This is a genomic window from Gottfriedia sp. NPDC058432, assembly GCF_042721555.1.
Taxonomy (GTDB): Bacteria; Bacillota; Bacilli; order Bacillales; family Bacillaceae_G; genus Gottfriedia.
On sequence record NZ_JBHXLC010000025.1, the window covers coordinates 24,719 to 46,404 of the forward strand.

Consider the following 21,686-nt stretch of genomic DNA (forward strand, 5'->3'; position numbering starts at 1 on the left):
GGGTAAAACCTTAGGACAGAAAGGGAGGTAGGCCCCTTGATAGATGTAAATAATTTCGAGTATATGAAGATCGGACTTGCATCGCCTGACAAAATTCGCTCGTGGTCATACGGGGAAATTAAAAAACCTGAAACAATTAACTACCGTACATTAAAACCTGAAAAAGATGGTCTTTTCTGTGAACGCATTTTCGGTCCTACGAAAGATTGGGAATGTCACTGCGGAAAATATAAACGTGTACGTTATAAAGGTGTAGTTTGTGATCGTTGTGGAGTTGAAGTAACTCGTGCAAAAGTACGTCGTGAGCGTATGGGTCACATCGAATTAGCTGCACCAGTATCACATATTTGGTATTTCAAAGGTATTCCAAGCCGAATGGGACTTGTTTTAGACATGTCCCCTCGTGCTCTGGAAGAAGTAATCTACTTTGCTTCATACGTAGTAACAGAAGCTGGAGATACTCCTTTAGAAAAGAAACAATTGCTTTCTGAGAAAGAGTTCCGTGCTTATCGTGAGCGTTACGGTCAAACTTTCCAAGCATCTATGGGTGCTGAAGCAATTAAAAAACTATTAAGCGATATTAATCTTGAAAAAGATGTTGATTCATTAAAAGAAGAGTTAAAAACTGCTCAAGGTCAACGTCGTACAAGAGCAATTAAACGTTTAGAAGTTTTAGAAGCATTCCGTAACTCTGGTAATGAGCCTTCTTGGATGATCTTAGATGTGCTACCAGTAATCCCACCTGAATTACGACCTATGGTTCAATTAGATGGTGGACGTTTTGCAACTTCAGATCTAAACGATTTATATCGTCGTGTAATTAACCGTAACAACCGTTTAAAACGTTTATTAGACCTTGGTGCACCAAGCATCATCGTACAAAACGAAAAACGTATGCTTCAAGAAGCAGTTGATGCGTTAATTGACAATGGTCGTCGTGGCCGTCCAGTTACTGGACCAGGTAACCGTCCATTAAAATCACTTTCTCACATGCTTAAAGGTAAGCAAGGACGTTTCCGTCAAAACTTACTTGGTAAACGTGTTGACTACTCTGGTCGTTCGGTTATCGTTGTAGGACCAAACTTACAAATGTATCAATGTGGATTACCAAAAGAAATGGCAATTGAATTATTTAAGCCATTCGTGATGAAAGAATTAGTAGAGCGTGGATTAGCACATAACATTAAGTCTGCGAAACGTAAAATTGAGCGTTTACACCCTGAGATTTGGGATGTATTAGAATCGGTTATTCGTGAGCATCCGGTGTTACTAAACCGTGCCCCAACTCTGCACAGACTTGGTATCCAAGCGTTCGAACCTACATTAGTAGAAGGTCGTGCAATCCGTCTACATCCACTTGTATGTACTGCATACAATGCCGATTTTGATGGTGACCAAATGGCTGTTCACGTACCGTTATCAAGTGAAGCACAAGCAGAAGCACGTATCCTAATGCTTGCAGCACAAAACATCCTGAACCCGAAAGATGGTAAACCAGTAGTTACACCATCTCAAGATATGGTATTAGGTAACTATTACTTAACTCTTGAGCGTGCAGGCGCTGTCGGTGAAGGTATGGTATTTAAAGATATTAATGAAGCGTTAATTGCATACCAAAATGGTTATGTACATTTACATTCTCGTGTTGCTGTTGCAGCAAATTCTTTAAATAACGAAACATTTACTGAAGAACAAAGAAATTCATTATTAATCACAACAGTTGGTAAGTTAATCTTCAATGAAATCTTACCTACTTCGTTCCCATATATTAATGAACCTACTCAGAGTAACCTTGAGAAGGAAACTCCTCAGATGTATTTTGTAGCTAAAGGTTCAAATATTAAAGAAATCATTGAAAGTAGAGAAGAAATTGCTCCTTTCAAAAAGAAAATACTTGGAAATATCATTGCAGAAGTATTTAAACGTTTCAAAATTACTGAAACGTCAAAAATGCTAGACCGCATGAAGGATCTTGGATTTAGACACTCTACTAAAGCTGGTATTACAGTTGGTGTATCTGATATCATCGTATTACCAGAAAAGCAATTAATTATTGCTGAAGCTCAAGAAAAAGTAGATAAAGTTCTAAAACAATTCCGACGCGGTTTAATCACAGAAGATGAGCGTTACGATCGTGTAATCGCAATTTGGAGTGATGCGAAGGATGTTATTCAAGGAAAACTGATGGCTTCCCTAAATAAACGTAACCCTATCTTTATGATGAGTGACTCTGGTGCCCGTGGTAACGCATCAAACTTTACTCAGCTTGCAGGTATGCGTGGTCTGATGGCCAACCCGGCTGGTCGTATTATCGAGTTACCAATCAAATCTTCATTCCGTGAAGGTCTAACGGTACTTGAATACTTCATCTCTACACACGGTGCACGTAAAGGTCTTGCCGATACAGCACTAAAAACAGCCGATTCAGGTTACTTAACTCGTCGTCTAGTTGACGTTGCACAAGATGTAATCGTTCGCCAAGATGATTGTGGTACTGACCGTGGATTACATGTTAAGGCAATTAAAGAAGGTAACGAAATTATTGAAGGATTATACGATCGTTTAGTTGGTCGTCATTTACGTTCAACTATACGCCACCCAGAAACAGGTGTATTACTTGGTCAAGAGAACGATTTAATTACAGAAGACTTAGCTCGTGAAATTATCGATGCTGGTATTGAAGAAGTTAATATCCGTTCTGCGTTCACATGTAATACTAACCATGGAGTATGTAAAAAATGTTATGGTCGTAACTTAGCTACAGGTGCTGAGGTTGAAGTTGGTGAAGCAGTAGGTATTATCGCTGCACAATCAATTGGTGAACCAGGTACACAGTTAACGATGCGTACATTCCATACAGGTGGGGTAGCAGGAGACGATATTACTCAAGGTTTACCTCGTATTCAAGAGCTATTTGAAGCACGTAATCCTAAAGGTCAAGCGGTTATTTCTGAAATTGATGGTATTATTTCAATTTCTACTGACGCTAAAGATAAGCAAGAAATTATTGTTCAAGGCTCAGTAGAATCTAGAAACTACCCAGTTCCTTATGGCGCTAGACTAAAAGTTCAAGAAGGTGAATCTATTGAACGCGGTCAGGTAATGACAGAAGGTTCAATTGATCCTAAAGAACTTCTAAAAGTAAAAGGTACAAATGCTGTTCAAGAATACTTACTACGCGAAGTACAAAAAGTATACCGTATGCAAGGGGTAGAAATTGGTGATAAGCACGTAGAGGTAATGGTACGTCAAATGCTGAAGAAAGTTCGTGTAATGGATGCAGGTGAGACTACTTTACTACCTGGTACATTATTAGAACTTCACCAGTTTACTGAAGCGAATAAAGAAGCTTTATTTGCAGGTAAACAACCAGCTACTGCACGCCCATTATTACTAGGTATTACAAAAGCATCATTAGAAACAGACTCATTCCTTTCTGCTGCATCATTCCAAGAAACAACGCGTGTATTAACAGACGCTGCGATAAAAGGAAAACGTGATGAGTTGCTAGGATTAAAAGAGAATGTTATTATAGGTAAGTTGGTTCCAGCTGGTACGGGTATGAACAGATACCGTAAAGTAGATCTTGTAAAGGATTTAACTGAATCAGTTGAAATGAACGAAGAAGTATTAGTTGAAAAATAATCTTAAAATATTTTATAACTTGAGTTGACATCATTTGATGAAAAATGATATTATATTCAAGGTTGCTCCTAGACAATAGCACTGCTAATCTAAGCAGGTTAGATCCGGGGCTAATTTAGGAATATACAGGTTAAAACTGTTTTTGTGAGAAGGAGGACTTCTTCCTTCTTGCAAAAACTTTGTTTTCAACTTATTATGAACCACCTGGATGTGTGGTCTTATAAATATTTGAAGGGAGGAAAACTCATGCCTACTATTAACCAGTTAGTGCGTAATGGACGTACTTCTAAAGTATGGAAATCAAAATCACCAGCATTAAATAAAGGTTTCAACTCATTAAAGAAAAAATCAACTGATTTATCAGCTCCACAAAAACGTGGTGTTTGTACTCGTGTTGGTACAATGACTCCGAAGAAACCGAACTCAGCATTACGTAAATATGCTCGTGTACGTTTAACTAACCAAATCGAGGTAACTGCTTATATCCCAGGTATCGGACACAACTTACAAGAGCACAGTGTTGTTCTTATCCGTGGTGGACGTGTAAAAGATTTACCAGGGGTACGTTACCATATCGTTCGTGGTGCTTTAGATACTGCAGGTGTTGACAAACGTATGCAAGGTCGTTCTAAATATGGAACTAAGAGACCAAAAGCAGCTAAGAAGTAATAAATAACAACTAGCCGAAAGGAGGAAATAACATGCCACGTAAAGGTCCTGTTGCAAAAAGAGATGTATTGCCAGATCCACTTTATAATTCAAAATTAGTTTCTCGTTTAATCAACAAAATGATGATTGACGGAAAAAGAGGAAAGTCTCAAGCTATCTTATACGGAGCATTTGAATTAATCCAAGAACGTTCTGGTAAAGAACCAATGGAAGTATTCGAAGCAGCTCTTAAAAATATCATGCCAGTTCTAGAAGTTAGAGCTCGTCGTGTTGGTGGTTCAAACTACCAAGTACCAGTTGAGGTTCGCCCTGAGCGCCGTACAACTTTAGGTCTTCGCTGGTTAGTTAACTATGCTCGTCTTCGTGGAGAAAAAACGATGGAAGAGCGTTTAGCTAATGAAATTCTTGATGCAGCTAACAACTCAGGTTCTGCAGTTAAGAAACGTGAAGATACACACAAAATGGCAGAAGCGAACAAAGCGTTTGCTCACTACCGTTGGTAAGATTAAAAGCAATTTAGTTATTTCTGCACATAATGAATGTTGGTTAAGTCGTTCACCTATTTCTAATTTAGCTTGCTAGATTAAATAGGTGAACGTCGGATTACATAATTTAGGATGACATAATAGTTCCTTGCTTGTAGTGCTTGCTTAACTTAATAACATGAAGTATGTATAGGAATAACTTTTTCTTGTACTAAAAAATCCTAACTAATACTGGAAGGGAGAAAGAACCCTGATGACTAGAGAGTTCTCCTTAAATAACACTCGTAATATCGGGATCATGGCTCACATTGATGCTGGTAAAACAACAACAACAGAGCGTATCCTTTATTACACAGGTCGTATTCACAAAATTGGTGAAACTCATGAAGGAGCTTCACAAATGGACTGGATGGAGCAAGAGCAAGAGCGTGGTATCACTATCACATCTGCTGCTACAACAGCTCAGTGGAATAACCACCGTGTAAATATCATTGATACTCCAGGTCACGTAGACTTCACTGTAGAAGTTGAACGTTCACTACGTGTACTTGATGGCGCAGTAGCAGTACTTGATGCTCAATCAGGTGTTGAGCCTCAAACTGAAACAGTTTGGCGCCAAGCAACTACTTACGGAGTTCCACGTGTAGTATTCGTTAACAAAATGGATAAAATCGGCGCGGATTTCTTATACTCTGTAGGTACGTTACATGACCGTTTACAAGCTAACGCACACCCAATCCAATTAGCGATGGGTGCTGAAGATAACTTCTGGGGAATCGTTGACCTAGTTGAAATGAAAGCAATTAAGTACAATAATGACTTAGGAACTGACATTGAAACGATCGAAATTCCAGAAGAATATCAAGAACTAGCTGAAGAGTACCGTGGTCGTTTAATCGAAGCGGTAGCTGAGCTAGATGAAGAATTAATGATGAAATATCTTGAAGGTGAAGAAATCACACTTGCTGAATTAAAAGCTGCTATTCGTACAGCTACATGTTCAGTACAATTCTACCCAGTAGTATGTGGTTCTGCTTTCAAAAACAAAGGTGTTCAATTAATGCTTGATGCAGTAATTGATTACCTACCATCTCCATTAGATGTACCAGCTATCAAAGGAACATTACCTGATACTGATGAAGAGAAAATCGTTCCATCAAGTGATGAAGAGCCTTTCGCTGCATTAGCATTCAAAATCATGACTGATCCTTATGTTGGTAAATTAACGTTCTTCCGAGTATACTCAGGTACGTTAGAATCTGGTTCATACGTTCAAAACTCTACAAAAGGTAAGCGTGAGCGTGTAGGACGTATCCTACAAATGCATGCTAACTCTCGTCAAGAGATTTCGAAAGTATACGCTGGAGATATCGCTGCTGCTGTAGGTCTTAAAGATACTACAACTGGTGATACTTTATGTGATGAAAAGAATTTAGTAATTCTTGAGTCTATGGAGTTCCCTGATCCAGTTATCTCAATTGCGATCGAACCAAAATCTAAAGCTGACCAAGATAAAATGGGTCAAGCGTTAGTTAAATTAACTGAAGAAGATCCAACTTTCCGTGCACATACTGACCAAGAAACTGGTCAAGTAATCATCGCTGGTATGGGTGAACTTCACCTTGATATCATCGTTGACCGTATGCGTCGTGAATTCAAAGTAGAAGCTAACGTTGGTGCTCCTCAAGTAGCATACCGTGAAACTTTCCGTTCTTCTGCACAAGTAGAAGGTAAATTCGTTCGTCAATCAGGTGGACGTGGACAATTCGGACACGTTTGGATTGAATTCTCACCAAACGAAGAAGGAAAAGGCTTCGAATTTGAAAATGCAATCGTTGGTGGTGTTGTTCCTCGTGAATACATCCCAGCAGTAGCTGCAGGTCTTGAAGATTCTCTTAAAAATGGTGTATTAGCTGGATTCCCACTAATCGACATTAAAGCGAAATTATTCGATGGATCTTACCATGATGTTGACTCGAATGAGATGGCGTTTAAAGTAGCTGCTTCATTAGCTCTTAAAAATGCTGTTAAGAAATGTAACCCAGTTCTACTTGAACCATTAATGAAAGTAGAAGTTGTTATCCCTGAGGAATACTTAGGAGATATCATGGGTGATATTACATCTCGTCGTGGACGCGTTGAAGGTATGGAAGCACGCGGTAACGCTCAAGTTGTTCGTGCTATGGTACCACTTTCAGAAATGTTTGGTTATGCAACTTCATTACGTTCTAACACTCAAGGTCGTGGAACGTTCTCAATGGTATTTGACCATTACGAAGATGTACCAAAATCAATTTCTGAAGAAATTATCAAAAAATATAAAGGTGAGTAATTGATTATTTAGTTCTCATCATGTATAACTATTTATGTTAGATGTTAGCTATAAGGGGTACAAGTTACCCTTTATAGCATAATAATAAAACTAAAAATTAATTTTCTTAATTATAAGGAGGATTTTTACAATGGGTAAAGCTAAATTCGAACGTGTAAAACCACACGTTAACATTGGTACAATCGGACACGTTGACCATGGTAAAACTACATTAACTGCTGCTATTACAACTGTATTAGCTAAAGTAGGTGGAGCTGAAGCTCGCGCTTACGATCAAATCGACGGAGCTCCAGAAGAAAGAGAACGTGGAATCACAATCTCTACTGCACACGTTGAGTACGAAACAGAAACTCGTCACTATGCACACGTTGACTGCCCAGGTCACGCTGACTATGTTAAAAACATGATCACTGGTGCTGCTCAAATGGACGGTGGTATCTTAGTAGTATCTGCTGCTGATGGTCCAATGCCTCAAACTCGTGAGCACATTCTTTTATCTCGTCAAGTAGGTGTACCTTACATCGTAGTATTCATGAACAAATGTGACATGGTTGACGACGAAGAATTACTTGAATTAGTTGAAATGGAAATCCGTGATCTATTATCAGAATACGATTTCCCAGGCGATGACATTCCAGTAATCAAAGGTTCTGCTCTTAAAGCTCTTGAAGGAGATGCTGAGTGGGAAGCTAAAATTCATGAATTAATGGCTGAAGTTGATACTTACATCCCAACACCAGCTCGTGAAACTGACAAACCTTTCTTAATGCCAGTTGAGGACGTATTCTCAATCACTGGTCGTGGAACAGTTGCTACTGGACGTGTTGAGCGTGGTATCGTTAAAGTTGGTGACGTAGTAGAGATCGTTGGTCTTGTTGAAGAGCCAAAATCAACTACTGTAACAGGTGTTGAAATGTTCCGTAAACTTCTTGATCAAGCAGAAGCTGGAGATAACATCGGTGCACTTCTTCGTGGGGTTGCTCGTGACGATATCCAACGTGGTCAAGTTTTAGCTAAACCAGGTTCAGTTAAACAACACACTAAGTTCAAAGCTGAAGTTTACGTTTTATCTAAAGAAGAAGGTGGACGTCACACTCCATTCTTCGCTAACTACCGTCCACAATTCTATTTCCGTACAACTGACGTAACTGGAATCATCCAATTACCAGAAGGCGTTGAAATGGTTATGCCTGGCGACAACATCGAAATGACTGTTGAGTTAATCAACGCAATCGCTGTTGAAGAAGGAACTAAGTTCTCTATCCGTGAGGGTGGACGTACTGTAGGCGCAGGCGTAGTTGCTACAATCGTTGAATAATTAAACTTAAAAGCTTAGAAGATCTATTCTTCTAAGCTTTTTTTTATAAGTAAATTGGAAATATTTAAAATATGCATTATAACCGATTCTTGCTTGATTTTAATAATCGAAGATAATATAATAACTAAGTACTGAAGACGACGAGAACATTATTTATCTAAACTTATAACAAATGCTTGCAATAGCATTATTTTTTATGTATAATAGATGATGTTGGTCTTTGACTGCGTAGAAGTGGAAGGTTGCTGATACACCCGGCCGCTTTGCCATGGCGAGTGTAAGGAAATTTCCACGGAGTATGTCTATTATTTAAATAGGCGAAAAAGGAGGGAAAATTATGGCAAAAGAAAAAATTCGTATTCGTTTAAAAGCTTATGATCACCGTATTTTAGATCAATCTGCAGAGAAAATCGTTGAAACAGCGAAACGTTCTGGTGCTTCTGTATCTGGTCCGATTCCGTTACCAACTGAGAAATCAGTTTACACGATCCTTCGTGCGGTTCATAAATACAAAGATTCTCGTGAGCAATTCGAAATGCGCACTCACAAACGTTTAATCGATATCGTGAATCCAACTCCACAAACAGTTGATTCATTAATGAGACTAGATTTACCATCTGGCGTTGATATTGAAATCAAACTTTAATAAAAATTATATATAAATTCAGGAGGTGTGACTTATGACTAAAGGAATCTTAGGGAAAAAGATCGGTATGACACAAGTATTTGCTGAAAACGGCGAGTTAATTCCAGTAACTGTAATCGAAGCTACTCCAAACGTGGTTTTACAAAAGAAAACTACTGAAACTGATGGCTACGAAGCTATCCAAATCGGTTTCGCTGACAAACGCGAAAAATTAGCTAACAAACCAGAAAAAGGGCACTCTGCTAAAGCAAACACTGCACCTAAGCGCTTCGTTCGTGAACTTCGCAACGCTGACGTATCAGCTTATGAAGTTGGTCAAGAAGTCAAAGTAGATATTTTTGCAAATGGTGACATCGTTGATGTAACTGGAACTTCAAAAGGTAAAGGATTCCAAGGTAGCATTAAGCGCCACGGACAATCTCGTGGACCAATGTCTCACGGTTCTCGTTACCACCGTCGTCCAGGTTCAATGGGTCCTGTTGCTCCGAACCGTGTATTCAAAAACAAAGCTTTACCTGGTCAAATGGGTGGAGAAAAAGTAACTGTACAAAACCTACAAATCGTTAAAGTTGACGTTGAGCGTAACTTACTTTTAGTAAAAGGTAATGTACCAGGTTCTAAAAAATCTTACGTAACAATCCGTACTGCGGTTAAATCTAAATAATTAATTTAGAAGAAAGGAGGAAATAAAATGCCTAAAGTTACTATGTTTAATCAAACAGGTGCTCAAGTAGGAGAAATTGAATTAGCTGATGCTGTATTCGGAATCGCTCCAAACGAACACGCTCTATTTGATGCTGTAATGATGCAACGTGCATCTTTACGTCAAGGTACTCACAAAGTTAAAACACGTTCTGAAGTACGTGGTGGTGGTCGTAAACCATGGAGACAAAAAGGGACTGGCCGTGCTCGTCAAGGTTCAATCCGTTCTCCACAATGGCGTGGTGGTGGTATCGTATTCGGTCCAGCTCCAAGATCATACTCTTATAAATTACCTAAAAAGGTACGTCGCTTAGCGATTAAATCTGCTTTATCTACTAAAGTATTAGAACAAAGCATGCTAGTTCTTGAAGATTTAGCGTTAAACGCACCAAAAACAAAAGATATGGTTACTGTTTTAACTGGCTTATCAGTTGCTAAGAAAGTTTTAATCGTAACAGCTGACCTAAATGAAAACGTAGCTTTATCTGCTCGCAATATCCCTGGAATCACAGTTCTTGCAGCAAATGAAGTAAACGTAATCGACGTTTTACATCATGATACATTAATCATGACTAAAGCTGCGGTGGAAAAAGTAGAGGAGGTGCTTGCGTAATGAAGGATCCTCGTGATATTATCAAACGCCCAGTTATCACTGAAGCTTCTATGGAAGCAATCGCTGAAAAAAAATACACTTTTGAAGTAGATGTAAGAGCTAATAAAACTGAAGTTAAAGATGCTGTTGAAGCAATCTTCGGTGTTAAAGTAGAAAAAGTTAACGTAATGAACTACAAAGGTAAGTTTAAACGTATGGGTAAACATGCTGGTTACACAAACCGTCGTAGAAAAGCAATCGTTAAATTAACTGCTGATAGCCAAGAAATTACATTATTCGAAGGCGTTTAATACTAACTACTAGAAAAGGAGGGAAATTACGATGGGAATCAAAAAGTATAAACCAACCACTAACGGTCGCCGTGGTATGACTACTAATGATTTTGCTGAGATCACTACTGACAAGCCAGAAAAATCATTATTAGCTCCACTTAGCAAAAAAGCTGGCCGTAATAACCAAGGTAAAATTACTGTTCGTCACCAAGGTGGTGGACACAAACGTCAATACCGTATCATCGATTTCAAACGAGATAAAGATGGTATACCAGGACGCGTTGCTACAATCGAGTACGATCCAAACCGTTCTGCAAACATTGCGTTAATTAACTACGCTGATGGAGAAAAACGTTACATCCTAGCTCCTAAAAACTTAGTAGTAGGAATGGAAATCGTTTCAGGTCCTGAAGCAGATATTAAAGTAGGTAACGCTTTACCACTTGTAAACATTCCAGTAGGTACTACAATCCACAACATCGAGTTAAAACCTGGTCGTGGAGGACAATTAGTACGTTCAGCTGGTACGTCTGCTCAAGTATTAGGTAAAGAAGATCGTTATGTACTAGTTCGTTTAAACTCTGGTGAAGTACGTATGATTTTAGCAACTTGCCGCGCGACAGTAGGTCAAGTTGGTAACGAACATCACGAACTTATTAACATCGGTAAAGCAGGTCGTTCTCGTTGGATGGGTAAACGCCCAACTGTACGTGGATCTGTAATGAACCCAGTTGATCACCCACACGGTGGTGGTGAAGGACGCTCTCCAATCGGACGTAAATCACCAATGTCTCCATGGGGTAAACCAACTCTTGGTTACAAAACTCGTAAGAAAAACAAAGCGTCAGACAAGTTTATCGTTCGTCGCCGTAAAAAATAACGCGATTGTGCTACGGTTCACTAGAACCGTAGGTCAATCACGAAGGGAGGTACCACAATGGGACGCAGCCTGAAAAAAGGTCCATTTATTGATGATCACTTATTAACTAAAGTTGAGAAATTAAACGAGACTGACTCTAAGCAAGTTGTTAAAACTTGGTCACGTCGTTCGACTATTTTCCCACAATTTATCGGACATACTATTGCAGTATACGATGGTCGTAAACACGTACCTGTATATGTATCGGAAGATATGGTAGGTCACAAACTTGGTGAATTTGCTCCAACTCGTACTTATAAAGGTCACGATGCGGATGACAAGAAAACTAGAAGATAATGAGAGGAGGCACTCCAATGCAAGCTAAAGCTGTACTGAGAACAGTTCGTATCGCTCCTCGTAAAGTTCGTCTAGTAGTCGATTTAATCCGAGGTAAACAAGTTGGCGAAGCGATCGCAATCCTTCGACACACACCAAAAACTGCTTCTCCTGTTGTAGAAAAATTATTAAAATCTGCTATTGCTAACGCAGAGCATAATTATGATATGGATGTTAATAACTTATACATCGAAAAAGTATTCGTTGATGAAGGTGCTACTTTAAAACGTTTCCGCCCTCGTGCACAAGGACGTGCTAGCGCAATCAACAAACGCACAAGCCACATTACAATCGTGGTATCAGAGAAGAAGGAGGGATAATCGATGGGACAAAAGGTAAATCCAGTCGGACTTCGTGTTGGTATTATTAAAGATTGGGAATCTAAATGGTACGCTGAAAAAGATTACGCTGATCTTTTACATGAAGACATCAAAATTCGTGAGTACATTAGCACTCGTTTAAAAGATTCTGCTGTATCTAAAGTAGAAATCGAAAGAGCTGCTAACCGTGTAAACATTACAGTTCACACTGCAAAACCAGGTATGGTAATCGGTAAAGGTGGTTCGGAAGTTGAAGCTCTTCGTAAAGCTTTAAACAACCTTACTGGCAAACGTGTTCATATCAACATCATCGAAATTAAAAGAGCAGATCTTGATGCTAAATTAGTAGCTGAAAACATCGCTCGTCAATTAGAAAACCGTGTTTCTTTCCGTCGTGCTCAAAAGCAAGTACTTCAACGTGCTATGCGTGCTGGTGCATTAGGTATTAAAACACAAGTTTCTGGTCGTCTTGGCGGAGCAGATATTGCTCGTTCAGAATCATATAGTGAAGGTACAGTGCCACTTCATACATTACGTGCGGATATCGATTATGCAACTGCAGAAGCAGATACAACATACGGTAAACTAGGCGTAAAAGTATGGATTTACAAAGGTGAAGTTCTTCCTACAAAAAAGAAAGCTTCTGAGGAAGGAGGAAATTAATTATGTTAATGCCTAAACGTGTTAAATATAGAAGAGAGCATCGTGGAAAAATGCGTGGACGTGCCAAAGGTGGTACTGAAATTGCATTCGGTGAATTCGGTTTACAATCTACTGAAGCTTCTTGGATTACTAACCGTCAAATTGAAGCAGCGCGTCGTGCTATGACTCGTTACATGAAACGTGGCGGTAAAGTATGGATTAAAATCTTCCCTTCTAAGCCTTACACAGCTAAACCTCTTGAGGTTCGTATGGGTAGCGGTAAAGGTGCTCCAGAAGGTTGGGTAGCAGTCGTTAAACCAGGAAAAATTATGTTCGAAATCGCTGGTGTATCTGAAGAAGTAGCTCGTGAAGCACTACGCTTAGCAGCTCACAAATTACCAGTTAAATGTAAGTTTGTAAAACGTGAAGAAAATGGTGGTGATTCTAATGAAAACTAATGAGATTCGCGATCTTACCACTGCTGAAATTGAATTAAAAGTGAAATCTCTTAAGGAAGAGTTATTCAATCTTCGTTTCCAATTAGCTACAGGACAATTAGAGAACACTGCTCGTATCCGCGAGGTTCGTAAAGCAATTGCTCGTATGAAAACTGTAGTTCGTGAAAGAGAAATTAACTCTAATAATTAATAATGAGGGGAGGTTTGCACAGTGAGCGAACGTAACCAACGTAAAGTTTACACAGGACGTGTAGTTTCTGATAAGATGGATAAGACAATTACTGTTGTAGTTGAAACTTATAAAACACATAAACTATACGGAAAACGCGTTAAATATTCTAAGAAATATAAAACGCACGATGAGCTAAACACTGCAAAAGTTGGCGATATCGTAAAAATCATGGAGACTCGTCCATTATCAGCTACAAAACGTTTCCGTTTAGTTGAAATCGTAGAAGAAGCTGTTATTATCTAATAGATGATCGGATATCATTCTTAATCCGAAAGGAGGTCAATTTGACATGATCCAACAAGAAACTCGTTTAAAAGTTGCTGACAATTCAGGTGCACGTGAATTACTTACTATTAAAGTATTAGGTGGTTCAGGCCGTAAAACTGCTAACATCGGTGATATCATCGTATGTACAGTAAAACAAGCAACACCAGGTGGCGTTGTTAAAAAAGGTGATGTAGTTAAAGCTGTTATCGTTCGTACGAAACGCGGTGTTCGTCGTCCAGACGGTACTTACATCAAATTTGATGAAAACGCAGCTGTTATCATTAAAGATGATAAGAGCCCACGTGGTACTCGTATTTTCGGACCAGTTGCACGTGAATTACGTGATAGCAACTTCATGAAAATCGTATCATTAGCTCCAGAAGTACTTTAATTAATGTACTTTAATAAATACTTCAGAAAGCCTTATTAAGGAGGTGCACGAAGAAGATGCATGTAAAAAAAGGTGATAAAGTTCAAGTTATCTCTGGTAAAGACAAAGGAAAACAAGGTGTTATCCTTGCTGCTTTTCCAAAGAATAACCGCGTACTAGTTGAAGGTGTTAACATCATTAAAAAACACTCAAAACCTACTCAAGCTAACCCACAAGGTGGCATCATCGAGAAAGAAGCACCAATCCATGTTTCTAATGTTATGGCATTAGATCCAAAAACTGGAGTACCTACACGCGTAGGTTACCAATTAGTGGATGGTAAAAAAGTACGTATTGCAAAAAAATCAGGCGAATTACTTGATAAATAATAGAAATTTATGAAAGGAGGTCAACTGAATGAACCGCCTAGTCGAGAAATATCAAAATGAAATCACTCCTGCTCTAGTGAGCAAGTTTAACTATAAATCAGTTATGCAAGTGCCAAAAATTGAAAAGATCGTCATCAACATGGGTGTTGGTGAGGCTGTTTCAAATTCAAAAGCATTAGATACTGCTGTTGAGGAATTAACTTTAATCGCAGGTCAAAAACCTGTTGTAACTAGAGCTAAAAAATCAATCGCTCAATTCCGTCTTCGTGAAGGAATGCCTATCGGTGCTAAAGTTACATTACGCGGTGAGCGTATGTACGAATTCTTTGAGAAATTAGTTTCTGTAACATTACCTCGTGTACGTGACTTCCGTGGAATCTCTAAAAAGTCATTCGATGGCCGTGGAAACTACACTTTAGGTGTTAAAGAGCAATTAATCTTCCCAGAGATCGATTATGATAAAGTAAACAAAGTACGTGGTATGGACATCGTTATTGTAACTACTGCAAATACTGATGAAGAAGCTCGTGAAATGCTAACATTATTCGGAATGCCTTTTCAAAAATAATGAAAGCCAGCGCTAAAGAAGAGGAGGCGAAAACGTGGCTAAAAAATCAATGATTGCGAAACAAAAACGTGCTCAGAAATTTAAAGTACAAGAGTATACACGTTGCGAACGTTGCGGACGTCCACACTCAGTATTACGTAAATTTAAACTTTGCCGTATTTGTTTCCGTGAACTTGCTTATAAAGGACAAATCCCTGGCGTTAAAAAAGCTAGTTGGTAATTCTATAGATATTAGGAAGGAGGTTATCTGAACATGGTCATGACAGATCCTATTGCAGATATGCTTACTCGCATTCGTAATGCGAACATGGTACGTCACGAGAAATTAGAATTCCCAGGTTCTAACCTAAAGAAAGAAGTTGCTGAAATTCTAAAACGTGAAGGTTTCATCCGTGACGTTGAGTACATTGAAGATGATAAACAAGGTATCATCCGTATTTTCTTAAAATATGGTGTGAACAACGAACGTGTTATCACTGGATTAAAAAGAATTTCTAAGCCTGGCTTACGCGTATACGCTAAAGCTGACGAAGTACCTCGCGTACTTAACGGTTTAGGTGTTGCTATTGTATCAACATCTAAAGGTGTAATGACAGATAAAGAAGCTCGTCAAGCAAAAACTGGTGGCGAAATCTTAGCATACGTTTGGTAATAAAACACAGAGAGAATGGAGGTGTAGTGAATGTCTCGTGTTGGTAAAAAAGAACTTGTAATTCCTGCTGGAGTTACTCTTACTAATAACAACAATACTATTACAGTAAAAGGACCTAAAGGTGAGTTAACTCGTACTTTTAGCCCTGATATGACAATCGAAGTTAACGAGAACGTATTAACAGTTGCACGTCCAACTGATAACAAAGAGCACCGTGCTCTTCATGGTACAACTCGTGCTATCTTAGGTAACATGGTTGAAGGTGTAACTAATGGTTATACTCGTAACCTTGAATTAGTTGGGGTAGGTTACCGTGCGACTAAAACAGGTGACAAACTTGTTCTAGCTGTTGGTTATTCTCACCCAGTTGAGATCACTCCTGAAAATGGTGTTGAAATCGAAGTACCTTCAAATACTAAAATCAGTATTAAAGGTATCGACAAAGAACGTGTAGGAGCTCTTGCTGCTTACATCCGTCAAGTACGTCCACCAGAGCCTTATAAAGGTAAAGGTATTCGTTACGAAGGCGAAATGGTTCGTCGTAAAGAAGGTAAAACTGCGAAGTAATCTATAACTAGATAAGAGAAAGGAGTGACCAAGATGATCTTTAAGGCTGATAAAAATGCAGTACGTAAAAAAAGACATGCTCGTGTTCGTACTAAATTATCTGGTACTCAAGAACGTCCACGTTTAAACGTTTATCGTTCAAACAACCATATCTATGCTCAAATCATTGATGATGTTAATGGCGTTACATTAGCAAGTGCATCAACTTTAGATAAAGAATTAACTTTAAATGGTACTGGTAATATCGATGCAGCAACATTAGTTGGTAGCTTAGTTGCAAAACGTGCTACTGAAAAAGGTGTTACTGAAGTTGTATTCGACCGCGGTGGTTACTTATATCATGGTCGCGTAAAAGCTTTAGCTGAAGCTGCTCGTGAAGCTGGTTTACAATTTTAATAAAAGAAGGAGGGACATACATGCGTCGCATTGATCCTAATAAATTAGAGCTTGAAGAACGCTTAGTTACGATCAACCGTGTTGCTAAAGTTGTAAAAGGTGGACGTCGTTTCCGCTTTGCAGCATTAGTAGTTGTTGGTGACAAAAACGGTCATGTAGGTTTTGGTACTGGTAAAGCTCAAGAAGTACCTGATGCTATTCGTAAAGCTGTTGAAGATGCTAAGAAAAATCTAATTAACGTACCAATCGTTGGAACTACAATTCCTCACGTAATTACTGGTCGTTTTGGAGCTGGTGAAGTATTCTTAAAACCTGCTTCTGAAGGTACTGGAGTTATCGCAGGAGGTCCTGTTCGTGCGGTATTAGAACTTGCTGGGGTACATGATATCTTATCTAAATCTCTTGGTTCTAACACACCAGTAAACATTGTACGTGCTACTATTGAAGGTTTAAGTAACTTAAAACGTGCGGATGAAGTTGCAAAATTACGTGGTAAATCTGTAGAAGAATTACTAGGTTAATAAGGAGGGATAACGATGGCTAAACAGTTAGAAATTACCCTTACTCGCAGTGTAATTGGTCGTAAACAAGACCAAATCGCAACAGTTCGTGCTTTAGGTATTACTAAAACGAACCAAACTGTTGTTAAACAAGATAACGCTGCAATGCGTGGGATGATTAACAAAGTTTCTCACCTTGTATCTGTAAAAGAAATTTAATTGAACATGAATAAGTAAGGAGGTGCCCTAATGAAACTTCATGAATTAAAACCTACAGAAGGTTCTCGTAAAGTATCTAAACGTATCGGTCGTGGTATCGGTTCAGGTACTGGTAAAACTGCAGGTAAAGGTCATAAAGGACAAAACGCTCGTTCAGGTGGCGGTGTTCGTCTTGGATTTGAAGGTGGTCAAACTCCTTTATTCCGTCGTTTACCAAAACGTGGTTTCACTAACATCAACCGTAAAGATTACGCAATCGTTAATGTTGAAACGTTAAATCGCTTCGAAAACGGAACTGAAGTAACTCCTGAGTTACTGATCGAAACTGGTATCGTTCGTAAAGAATTAGCTGGTATTAAGATTTTAGGTAAAGGTAAGTTAGAAGTTAAACTTACTGTTAAAGCTCATAAGTTCTCATCTTCTGCGGTAGAGGCAATCGAAGCAGCTGGTGGAAATGCTGAGGTGATCTAAAATGTTCCGGACAATCTCCAACTTTATGCGCATTGCAGATATTAGAAAAAAAATATTTTTTACGTTATTAATGTTAATTGTATTTCGTATTGGAACGTTTATACCTGTTCCAAACGTCAACGCCGATGTATTAGCATCACAAGATAGCTCAAGCATCTTTGGTGTTCTAAACACATTCGGTGGAGGAGCTCTTAAACAGTTCTCGATTTTTGCAATGGGTATAATGCCGTACATTACTGCTTCAATCATTATTCAGTTACTTCAAATGGACGTTGTTCCGAAGTTAACTGAATGGTCGAAGCAAGGCGAGATTGGTCGACGTAAATTGACTCAACTGACTAGATACATCACAATTATTCTAGGTTTTGTAGAAGCAATTGGATTATCAATCAGTATGAACAATATTACTGGCGGAATGTTAATTGAAAATCCAGGTTGGTCAACCTATCTTTATATAGCAATTGTACTAACAGCTGGAACATCTTTCTTATTGTGGTTAGGTGAGCAGATTACTGCTAAAGGTGTAGGGAACGGTATATCAGTTATCATCTTTGGCGGTATAGTTGCTGCTATACCTAATACAATGAGCCAAGTCTATCAGCAACAATTTAAAGGTGCTGGTGACGCGCTATTCTTAAACATCGTAAAAGTTGGCCTAGTGGTTTTAATTTTACTATTAGTAATCGTAGCTGTAATTTACATTCAACAAGCTAATCGTAAAATTCCAATTCAATATGCTAAACGAAACAATGGTAATAATAGCTATGTCGGAGGACAATCTACTCACTTGCCATTAAAAGTAAATGGCGCTGGGGTTATTCCGGTAATCTTCGCTGTTTCATTTTTAATTACTCCTTCAACAATTGCATCGTTCTTACCAAGTAACAATGTGACTGAATGGATTAAAACGCATTTTACGTATAACAATCCATGGGGAATGGCATTTTATTTAGTCTTGATCATTGCTTTCACATATTTTTATACTTTTGTTCAGGCTAATCCAGAGCAAATGGCTGAAAATCTTCAGAAGCAAGGTGGCTACATCCCGGGTATTCGCCCAGGTAAGAGCACTCAAGAATATATCATTAAAGTCTTATATCGTTTAACTTTCGTAGGAGCAATTTTCTTAGCTGTCATCGCTTTATTACCAATTGTATTTGGTAAATTTGCGAACTTACCACCTTCAGCTCAAATTGGAGGAACAAGTTTACTAATCGTAGTCGGAGTTGCGCTTGAAACAATGAAACAATTAGAAAGTCAGCTTGTTAAGAGAAACTACAAAGGCTTTATTAAAGAACGAGCATAGGGAAATATATAATTCCCTATTGCTCACCTAATTTTGAGGAGGATTAACCATGAATTTAATTCTTATGGGGCTTCCTGGTGCAGGCAAAGGCACACAAGCTGAGAAAATTGTCGAAAAATACGGCATTCCTCATATATCTACTGGCGATATGTTCCGTGCAGCGATTAAAGACGGCACTGAACTAGGTCTTCAAGCAAAATCGTTTATGGATCAAGGTCATCTTGTTCCTGATGAGGTAACAATTGGTATTGTACGTGAACGATTAGCTAAAGATGATTGCCAAAACGGTTTTTTATTGGATGGTTTTCCTAGAACAGTTGCGCAGGCTGAAGCACTAGAAGAGACTCTGAAAGTAATGAATCGTAAAATTGACTTCGTGTTAAACATTCATGTAGACCAACAACTTTTAATTGAACGTTTAACAGGTCGTCGTATTTGCAAAGAGTGTGGAGCAACTTATCATTTAATTTTCAATCCACCTGTTGAAGAGGGTGTTTGCCCAAAATGTGGCGGAGAACTTTATCAACGTGCGGATGATAATGAAGAAACAGTTGCAAATCGCCTTGAAGTAAATATCAAACAAACTCAACCTTTACTTGATTTCTACAATAATCTTGGTTATGTAAAAACAATTGAAGGTCAACAAGAGATTAACAAAGTTTTCAATGACATTGATAATCTTTTAAAAGAGTTAGTTTAATAATTGAACGATAAGATCGTCGTTCCTTGTGTATGACGTATTGTTGTTTCGTCAAAACTGATACTGTTATTAAAGCTTAAACATAGCTTTGCTTGGAACGATTGATATAATATAGGTCTTTAATAGGCCAAAATATCTCCAACATATCAGAGCACTTTGGCTTAATGTTCCTAAGCGTATGTTTGCCTACAAGCAAGCTACTGATTTGAAGAAAGGAGAATGCCCTAATGGCGAAAGATGATGTAATTGAAATTGAAGGTACCGTTACGGAAACACTTCCGAATGCGATGTTCAAAGTTGAATTGGAAAATGGTCATGTCGTTCTTGCACACGTTTCTGGTAAAATTCGTATGAACTTCATTCGTATTCTTCCAGGTGACAAGGTTACTGTAGAACTATCTCCATATGATTTAACTCGTGGCCGTATTACGTACCGTTTTAAATAATAAATATGCACTCCGTAATCTACAAGGAGGTTGAAATCATGAAAGTGAGACCATCAGTAAAACCAATCTGTGAAAAATGTAAAGTTATCCGCAGACGTGGTAAAGTAATGGTAATTTGTGAAAATCCAAAACATAAACAAAAACAAGGTTAATATAGAAGGAGGTGCACTAGAATGGCTCGTATTGCTGGTGTAGATATTCCTCGCGACAAACGCGTGGTTGTTTCTTTAACTTATGTATACGGAATCGGTCGTGCAACTTCTGAAAAAATCTTAGCTGAAGCTGGTATTTCAGAAGACACTCGTGTACGTGATTTAACAGAAGAAGAATTAGGTAAAATTCGTGAATTAATCGATAAGTTGAAAGTTGAAGGGGATCTTCGTCGTGAAGTTTCTTTAAACATTAAACGTCTAATCGAAATCGGTTCATATCGTGGTATTCGCCACCGTCGTAGCTTACCTGTTCGTGGTCAAAACACTAAAAACAATGCTCGTACTCGTAAAGGCCCACGCCGTACAGTAGCGAACAAGAAGAAATAATATTTTTTAAGTAAAGGAGGGTATTCAACATGGCACGTAAAACAAATGTACGTAAACGTCGTGTGAAAAAGAATATTGAAGCTGGTACAGCTCATATTCGTTCAACTTTCAATAACACAATCGTAACAATCACTGATGTTCATGGTAACGCAATTTCTTGGTCAAGCGCTGGATCATTAGGTTTCAAAGGATCTCGTAAATCTACTCCATTCGCTGCACAAATGGCTGCTGAAACTGCTGCTAAAGCTTCTATGGAACACGGTTTAAAAACTCTTGACGTAACTGTTAAAGGTCCGGGTGCTGGTCGTGAGGCTGCTATCCGTGCTCTTCAAGCTGCTGGTCTTGAAGTAACTGCTATCAGAGACGTTACTCCAGTTCCACATAACGGATGCCGTCCACCAAAACGTCGTCGTGTATAATTTGTCTGTATAAATTTTCAAAAATTGTCTATAATGGATTATGATATATGTTTGGCAAATATTAACAGACATCTCTTGTTGTGCACAATTAGGAACTGCCTAATAGGGACTTTCGGTTAGCATGGTCTAACCGAGGGTTTCGACGTTTTGAAGGAGGGTTTAAAAAATGATTGAAATCGAAAAGCCGAAAATCGAAACGGTTGAGATCAGTGACGATTCCAAATATGGTAAATTCGTTATTGAACCACTTGAGCGTGGATATGGTACAACGCTAGGTAACTCCTTACG

Annotated in this window: 32 protein-coding genes and 1 pseudogene; all 33 read left to right on the forward strand. The window is 38.6% G+C overall.

Features of this window, described 5'->3' with window-relative positions; all coding sequences use genetic code 11:
• Window positions 1–36 precede the first annotated feature (36 nt).
• Window positions 37–3,645 carry a DNA-directed RNA polymerase subunit beta' gene (rpoC, locus tag ACFWM3_RS19910; RefSeq protein WP_056467390.1) on the forward strand — a complete coding sequence of 1,203 codons (3,609 nt, stop codon included), beginning with the start codon at window positions 37–39 and terminating at the stop codon, window positions 3,643–3,645.
• Window positions 3,646–3,891: 246 nt separating this feature from the next.
• Complete coding sequence (rpsL, locus tag ACFWM3_RS19915) at window positions 3,892–4,314, forward strand: 30S ribosomal protein S12 (protein ID WP_056467392.1); 423 nt, start codon at window positions 3,892–3,894, stop codon at window positions 4,312–4,314.
• 32 nt (window positions 4,315–4,346) lie between these two features.
• Window positions 4,347–4,817: a 30S ribosomal protein S7 gene (gene rpsG / locus ACFWM3_RS19920; protein ID WP_056467395.1), complete on the forward strand. Its 471-nt coding sequence runs from the start codon at window positions 4,347–4,349 to the stop codon at window positions 4,815–4,817.
• 235 nt (window positions 4,818–5,052) lie between these two features.
• A complete protein-coding gene (gene fusA, locus ACFWM3_RS19925; protein WP_056467398.1) occupies window positions 5,053–7,131 on the forward strand; it encodes an elongation factor G in 2,079 nt (692 codons plus the stop codon).
• A 130-nt stretch (window positions 7,132–7,261) separates the two neighbouring features.
• On the forward strand, window positions 7,262–8,449 hold the full coding sequence (gene tuf, locus ACFWM3_RS19930) for an elongation factor Tu (protein ID WP_097978201.1): 1,188 nt from the start codon (window positions 7,262–7,264) through the stop codon (window positions 8,447–8,449).
• A 337-nt stretch (window positions 8,450–8,786) separates the two neighbouring features.
• A complete protein-coding gene (rpsJ, locus tag ACFWM3_RS19935; RefSeq protein ID WP_056467407.1) occupies window positions 8,787–9,095 on the forward strand; it encodes a 30S ribosomal protein S10 in 309 nt (102 codons plus the stop codon).
• A 34-nt stretch (window positions 9,096–9,129) separates the two neighbouring features.
• Window positions 9,130–9,759 (forward strand): 50S ribosomal protein L3, encoded by a 630-nt coding sequence (gene rplC, locus ACFWM3_RS19940; protein WP_056467410.1) that lies wholly within the window; start codon window positions 9,130–9,132, stop codon window positions 9,757–9,759.
• Window positions 9,760–9,786: 27 nt separating this feature from the next.
• A complete protein-coding gene (gene rplD / locus ACFWM3_RS19945) occupies window positions 9,787–10,410 on the forward strand; it encodes a 50S ribosomal protein L4 (protein WP_056467413.1) in 624 nt (207 codons plus the stop codon).
• Window positions 10,410–10,700, forward strand: a complete 291-nt coding sequence (gene rplW / locus ACFWM3_RS19950; protein ID WP_056467416.1) for a 50S ribosomal protein L23 — start codon at window positions 10,410–10,412, stop codon at window positions 10,698–10,700. The genes rplD and rplW overlap by 1 nt, the downstream gene beginning before the upstream one ends.
• 31 nt (window positions 10,701–10,731) lie before the next feature.
• Entirely contained in the window at window positions 10,732–11,562 is an 831-nt protein-coding gene (gene rplB, locus ACFWM3_RS19955) for a 50S ribosomal protein L2 (RefSeq protein WP_056467419.1), read from the forward strand.
• Between the two features lie 57 nt (window positions 11,563–11,619).
• The gene (gene rpsS / locus ACFWM3_RS19960; protein ID WP_056467422.1) at window positions 11,620–11,898 is read left to right on the forward strand and encodes a 30S ribosomal protein S19; all 279 of its coding nucleotides are present in this window, start codon (window positions 11,620–11,622) and stop codon (window positions 11,896–11,898) included.
• 17 nt (window positions 11,899–11,915) lie between these two features.
• Entirely contained in the window at window positions 11,916–12,257 is a 342-nt protein-coding gene (gene rplV / locus ACFWM3_RS19965; protein ID WP_056467425.1) for a 50S ribosomal protein L22, read from the forward strand.
• Window positions 12,258–12,260: 3 nt separating this feature from the next.
• On the forward strand, window positions 12,261–12,920 hold the full coding sequence (gene rpsC / locus ACFWM3_RS19970) for a 30S ribosomal protein S3 (protein ID WP_056467428.1): 660 nt from the start codon (window positions 12,261–12,263) through the stop codon (window positions 12,918–12,920).
• 2 nt (window positions 12,921–12,922) lie between these two features.
• A complete protein-coding gene (rplP, locus tag ACFWM3_RS19975; protein ID WP_390312684.1) occupies window positions 12,923–13,357 on the forward strand; it encodes a 50S ribosomal protein L16 in 435 nt (144 codons plus the stop codon).
• Entirely contained in the window at window positions 13,347–13,547 is a 201-nt protein-coding gene (rpmC, locus tag ACFWM3_RS19980; RefSeq protein ID WP_056467434.1) for a 50S ribosomal protein L29, read from the forward strand. The genes rplP and rpmC overlap by 11 nt, the downstream gene beginning before the upstream one ends.
• Before the next feature lie 21 nt (window positions 13,548–13,568).
• The gene (gene rpsQ / locus ACFWM3_RS19985) at window positions 13,569–13,832 is read left to right on the forward strand and encodes a 30S ribosomal protein S17 (protein ID WP_098862514.1); all 264 of its coding nucleotides are present in this window, start codon (window positions 13,569–13,571) and stop codon (window positions 13,830–13,832) included.
• A gap of 46 nt (window positions 13,833–13,878) precedes the next feature.
• A complete protein-coding gene (rplN, locus tag ACFWM3_RS19990; RefSeq protein ID WP_056467440.1) occupies window positions 13,879–14,247 on the forward strand; it encodes a 50S ribosomal protein L14 in 369 nt (122 codons plus the stop codon).
• A gap of 56 nt (window positions 14,248–14,303) precedes the next feature.
• Window positions 14,304–14,615: a 50S ribosomal protein L24 gene (rplX, locus tag ACFWM3_RS19995; protein WP_056467443.1), complete on the forward strand. Its 312-nt coding sequence runs from the start codon at window positions 14,304–14,306 to the stop codon at window positions 14,613–14,615.
• Between the two features lie 28 nt (window positions 14,616–14,643).
• Complete coding sequence (rplE, locus tag ACFWM3_RS20000) at window positions 14,644–15,183, forward strand: 50S ribosomal protein L5 (protein ID WP_056467447.1); 540 nt, start codon at window positions 14,644–14,646, stop codon at window positions 15,181–15,183.
• 34 nt (window positions 15,184–15,217) lie between these two features.
• Window positions 15,218–15,403 (forward strand): type Z 30S ribosomal protein S14, encoded by a 186-nt coding sequence (locus ACFWM3_RS20005; RefSeq protein ID WP_056467450.1) that lies wholly within the window; start codon window positions 15,218–15,220, stop codon window positions 15,401–15,403.
• A 33-nt stretch (window positions 15,404–15,436) separates the two neighbouring features.
• The gene (gene rpsH, locus ACFWM3_RS20010; RefSeq protein ID WP_056467453.1) at window positions 15,437–15,835 is read left to right on the forward strand and encodes a 30S ribosomal protein S8; all 399 of its coding nucleotides are present in this window, start codon (window positions 15,437–15,439) and stop codon (window positions 15,833–15,835) included.
• Between the two features lie 30 nt (window positions 15,836–15,865).
• Window positions 15,866–16,402 carry a 50S ribosomal protein L6 gene (gene rplF, locus ACFWM3_RS20015; RefSeq protein WP_056467456.1) on the forward strand — a complete coding sequence of 179 codons (537 nt, stop codon included), beginning with the start codon at window positions 15,866–15,868 and terminating at the stop codon, window positions 16,400–16,402.
• A gap of 33 nt (window positions 16,403–16,435) precedes the next feature.
• On the forward strand, window positions 16,436–16,798 hold the full coding sequence (rplR, locus tag ACFWM3_RS20020; protein ID WP_056467459.1) for a 50S ribosomal protein L18: 363 nt from the start codon (window positions 16,436–16,438) through the stop codon (window positions 16,796–16,798).
• A gap of 20 nt (window positions 16,799–16,818) precedes the next feature.
• Window positions 16,819–17,319, forward strand: coding sequence for a 30S ribosomal protein S5 (rpsE, locus tag ACFWM3_RS20025; protein WP_056467462.1), 501 nt, complete (start codon window positions 16,819–16,821; stop codon window positions 17,317–17,319).
• Between the two features lie 15 nt (window positions 17,320–17,334).
• Window positions 17,335–17,517 carry a 50S ribosomal protein L30 gene (rpmD, locus tag ACFWM3_RS20030; protein WP_056467464.1) on the forward strand — a complete coding sequence of 61 codons (183 nt, stop codon included), beginning with the start codon at window positions 17,335–17,337 and terminating at the stop codon, window positions 17,515–17,517.
• Window positions 17,518–17,547: 30 nt separating this feature from the next.
• Complete coding sequence (gene rplO, locus ACFWM3_RS20035) at window positions 17,548–17,988, forward strand: 50S ribosomal protein L15 (RefSeq protein ID WP_056467467.1); 441 nt, start codon at window positions 17,548–17,550, stop codon at window positions 17,986–17,988.
• Window position 17,989: 1 nt separating this feature from the next.
• Complete coding sequence (gene secY / locus ACFWM3_RS20040) at window positions 17,990–19,294, forward strand: preprotein translocase subunit SecY (RefSeq protein ID WP_056467470.1); 1,305 nt, start codon at window positions 17,990–17,992, stop codon at window positions 19,292–19,294.
• 49 nt (window positions 19,295–19,343) lie between these two features.
• A complete protein-coding gene (locus ACFWM3_RS20045) occupies window positions 19,344–19,994 on the forward strand; it encodes an adenylate kinase (RefSeq protein WP_129692074.1) in 651 nt (216 codons plus the stop codon).
• 227 nt (window positions 19,995–20,221) lie between these two features.
• Window positions 20,222–20,440: a translation initiation factor IF-1 gene (gene infA / locus ACFWM3_RS20050; RefSeq protein WP_056467475.1), complete on the forward strand. Its 219-nt coding sequence runs from the start codon at window positions 20,222–20,224 to the stop codon at window positions 20,438–20,440.
• Between the two features lie 38 nt (window positions 20,441–20,478).
• Window positions 20,479–20,592: a 50S ribosomal protein L36 gene (gene rpmJ / locus ACFWM3_RS20055; protein ID WP_000868344.1), complete on the forward strand. Its 114-nt coding sequence runs from the start codon at window positions 20,479–20,481 to the stop codon at window positions 20,590–20,592.
• 21 nt (window positions 20,593–20,613) lie between these two features.
• The gene (gene rpsM, locus ACFWM3_RS20060; RefSeq protein ID WP_056467478.1) at window positions 20,614–20,979 is read left to right on the forward strand and encodes a 30S ribosomal protein S13; all 366 of its coding nucleotides are present in this window, start codon (window positions 20,614–20,616) and stop codon (window positions 20,977–20,979) included.
• Between the two features lie 29 nt (window positions 20,980–21,008).
• Window positions 21,009–21,398: a 30S ribosomal protein S11 gene (gene rpsK / locus ACFWM3_RS20065; protein ID WP_056467481.1), complete on the forward strand. Its 390-nt coding sequence runs from the start codon at window positions 21,009–21,011 to the stop codon at window positions 21,396–21,398.
• Between the two features lie 166 nt (window positions 21,399–21,564).
• Window positions 21,565–21,686: pseudogene (locus tag ACFWM3_RS20070) on the forward strand (DNA-directed RNA polymerase subunit alpha); the annotation flags it as partial.

What these genes read in the sequence shown, in the direction of transcription:
- rpsL (WP_056467392.1), top strand. Translation starts at nt 3,892, where the DNA reads ATGCCTACTATTAACCAGTTAGTGCGTAATGGACGTACTTCTAAAGTA.
- rpsG (WP_056467395.1), top strand. Translation starts at nt 4,347, where the DNA reads ATGCCACGTAAAGGTCCTGTTGCAAAAAGAGATGTATTGCCAGATCCA.
- fusA (WP_056467398.1), top strand. Translation starts at nt 5,053, where the DNA reads ATGACTAGAGAGTTCTCCTTAAATAACACTCGTAATATCGGGATCATG.
- tuf (WP_097978201.1), top strand. Translation starts at nt 7,262, where the DNA reads ATGGGTAAAGCTAAATTCGAACGTGTAAAACCACACGTTAACATTGGT.
- rpsJ (WP_056467407.1), top strand. Translation starts at nt 8,787, where the DNA reads ATGGCAAAAGAAAAAATTCGTATTCGTTTAAAAGCTTATGATCACCGT.
- rplC (WP_056467410.1), top strand. Translation starts at nt 9,130, where the DNA reads ATGACTAAAGGAATCTTAGGGAAAAAGATCGGTATGACACAAGTATTT.
- rplD (WP_056467413.1), top strand. Translation starts at nt 9,787, where the DNA reads ATGCCTAAAGTTACTATGTTTAATCAAACAGGTGCTCAAGTAGGAGAA.
- rplW (WP_056467416.1), top strand. Translation starts at nt 10,410, where the DNA reads ATGAAGGATCCTCGTGATATTATCAAACGCCCAGTTATCACTGAAGCT.
- rplB (WP_056467419.1), top strand. Translation starts at nt 10,732, where the DNA reads ATGGGAATCAAAAAGTATAAACCAACCACTAACGGTCGCCGTGGTATG.
- rpsS (WP_056467422.1), top strand. Translation starts at nt 11,620, where the DNA reads ATGGGACGCAGCCTGAAAAAAGGTCCATTTATTGATGATCACTTATTA.
- rplV (WP_056467425.1), top strand. Translation starts at nt 11,916, where the DNA reads ATGCAAGCTAAAGCTGTACTGAGAACAGTTCGTATCGCTCCTCGTAAA.
- rpsC (WP_056467428.1), top strand. Translation starts at nt 12,261, where the DNA reads ATGGGACAAAAGGTAAATCCAGTCGGACTTCGTGTTGGTATTATTAAA.
- rplP (WP_390312684.1), top strand. Translation starts at nt 12,923, where the DNA reads ATGTTAATGCCTAAACGTGTTAAATATAGAAGAGAGCATCGTGGAAAA.
- rpmC (WP_056467434.1), top strand. Translation starts at nt 13,347, where the DNA reads ATGAAAACTAATGAGATTCGCGATCTTACCACTGCTGAAATTGAATTA.
- rplN (WP_056467440.1), top strand. Translation starts at nt 13,879, where the DNA reads ATGATCCAACAAGAAACTCGTTTAAAAGTTGCTGACAATTCAGGTGCA.
- rplX (WP_056467443.1), top strand. Translation starts at nt 14,304, where the DNA reads ATGCATGTAAAAAAAGGTGATAAAGTTCAAGTTATCTCTGGTAAAGAC.
- rplE (WP_056467447.1), top strand. Translation starts at nt 14,644, where the DNA reads ATGAACCGCCTAGTCGAGAAATATCAAAATGAAATCACTCCTGCTCTA.
- rpsH (WP_056467453.1), top strand. Translation starts at nt 15,437, where the DNA reads ATGGTCATGACAGATCCTATTGCAGATATGCTTACTCGCATTCGTAAT.
- rplF (WP_056467456.1), top strand. Translation starts at nt 15,866, where the DNA reads ATGTCTCGTGTTGGTAAAAAAGAACTTGTAATTCCTGCTGGAGTTACT.
- rplR (WP_056467459.1), top strand. Translation starts at nt 16,436, where the DNA reads ATGATCTTTAAGGCTGATAAAAATGCAGTACGTAAAAAAAGACATGCT.
- rpsE (WP_056467462.1), top strand. Translation starts at nt 16,819, where the DNA reads ATGCGTCGCATTGATCCTAATAAATTAGAGCTTGAAGAACGCTTAGTT.
- rpmD (WP_056467464.1), top strand. Translation starts at nt 17,335, where the DNA reads ATGGCTAAACAGTTAGAAATTACCCTTACTCGCAGTGTAATTGGTCGT.
- rplO (WP_056467467.1), top strand. Translation starts at nt 17,548, where the DNA reads ATGAAACTTCATGAATTAAAACCTACAGAAGGTTCTCGTAAAGTATCT.
- secY (WP_056467470.1), top strand. Translation starts at nt 17,990, where the DNA reads ATGTTCCGGACAATCTCCAACTTTATGCGCATTGCAGATATTAGAAAA.
- ACFWM3_RS20045 (WP_129692074.1), top strand. Translation starts at nt 19,344, where the DNA reads ATGAATTTAATTCTTATGGGGCTTCCTGGTGCAGGCAAAGGCACACAA.
- infA (WP_056467475.1), top strand. Translation starts at nt 20,222, where the DNA reads ATGGCGAAAGATGATGTAATTGAAATTGAAGGTACCGTTACGGAAACA.
- rpmJ (WP_000868344.1), top strand. Translation starts at nt 20,479, where the DNA reads ATGAAAGTGAGACCATCAGTAAAACCAATCTGTGAAAAATGTAAAGTT.
- rpsM (WP_056467478.1), top strand. Translation starts at nt 20,614, where the DNA reads ATGGCTCGTATTGCTGGTGTAGATATTCCTCGCGACAAACGCGTGGTT.
- rpsK (WP_056467481.1), top strand. Translation starts at nt 21,009, where the DNA reads ATGGCACGTAAAACAAATGTACGTAAACGTCGTGTGAAAAAGAATATT.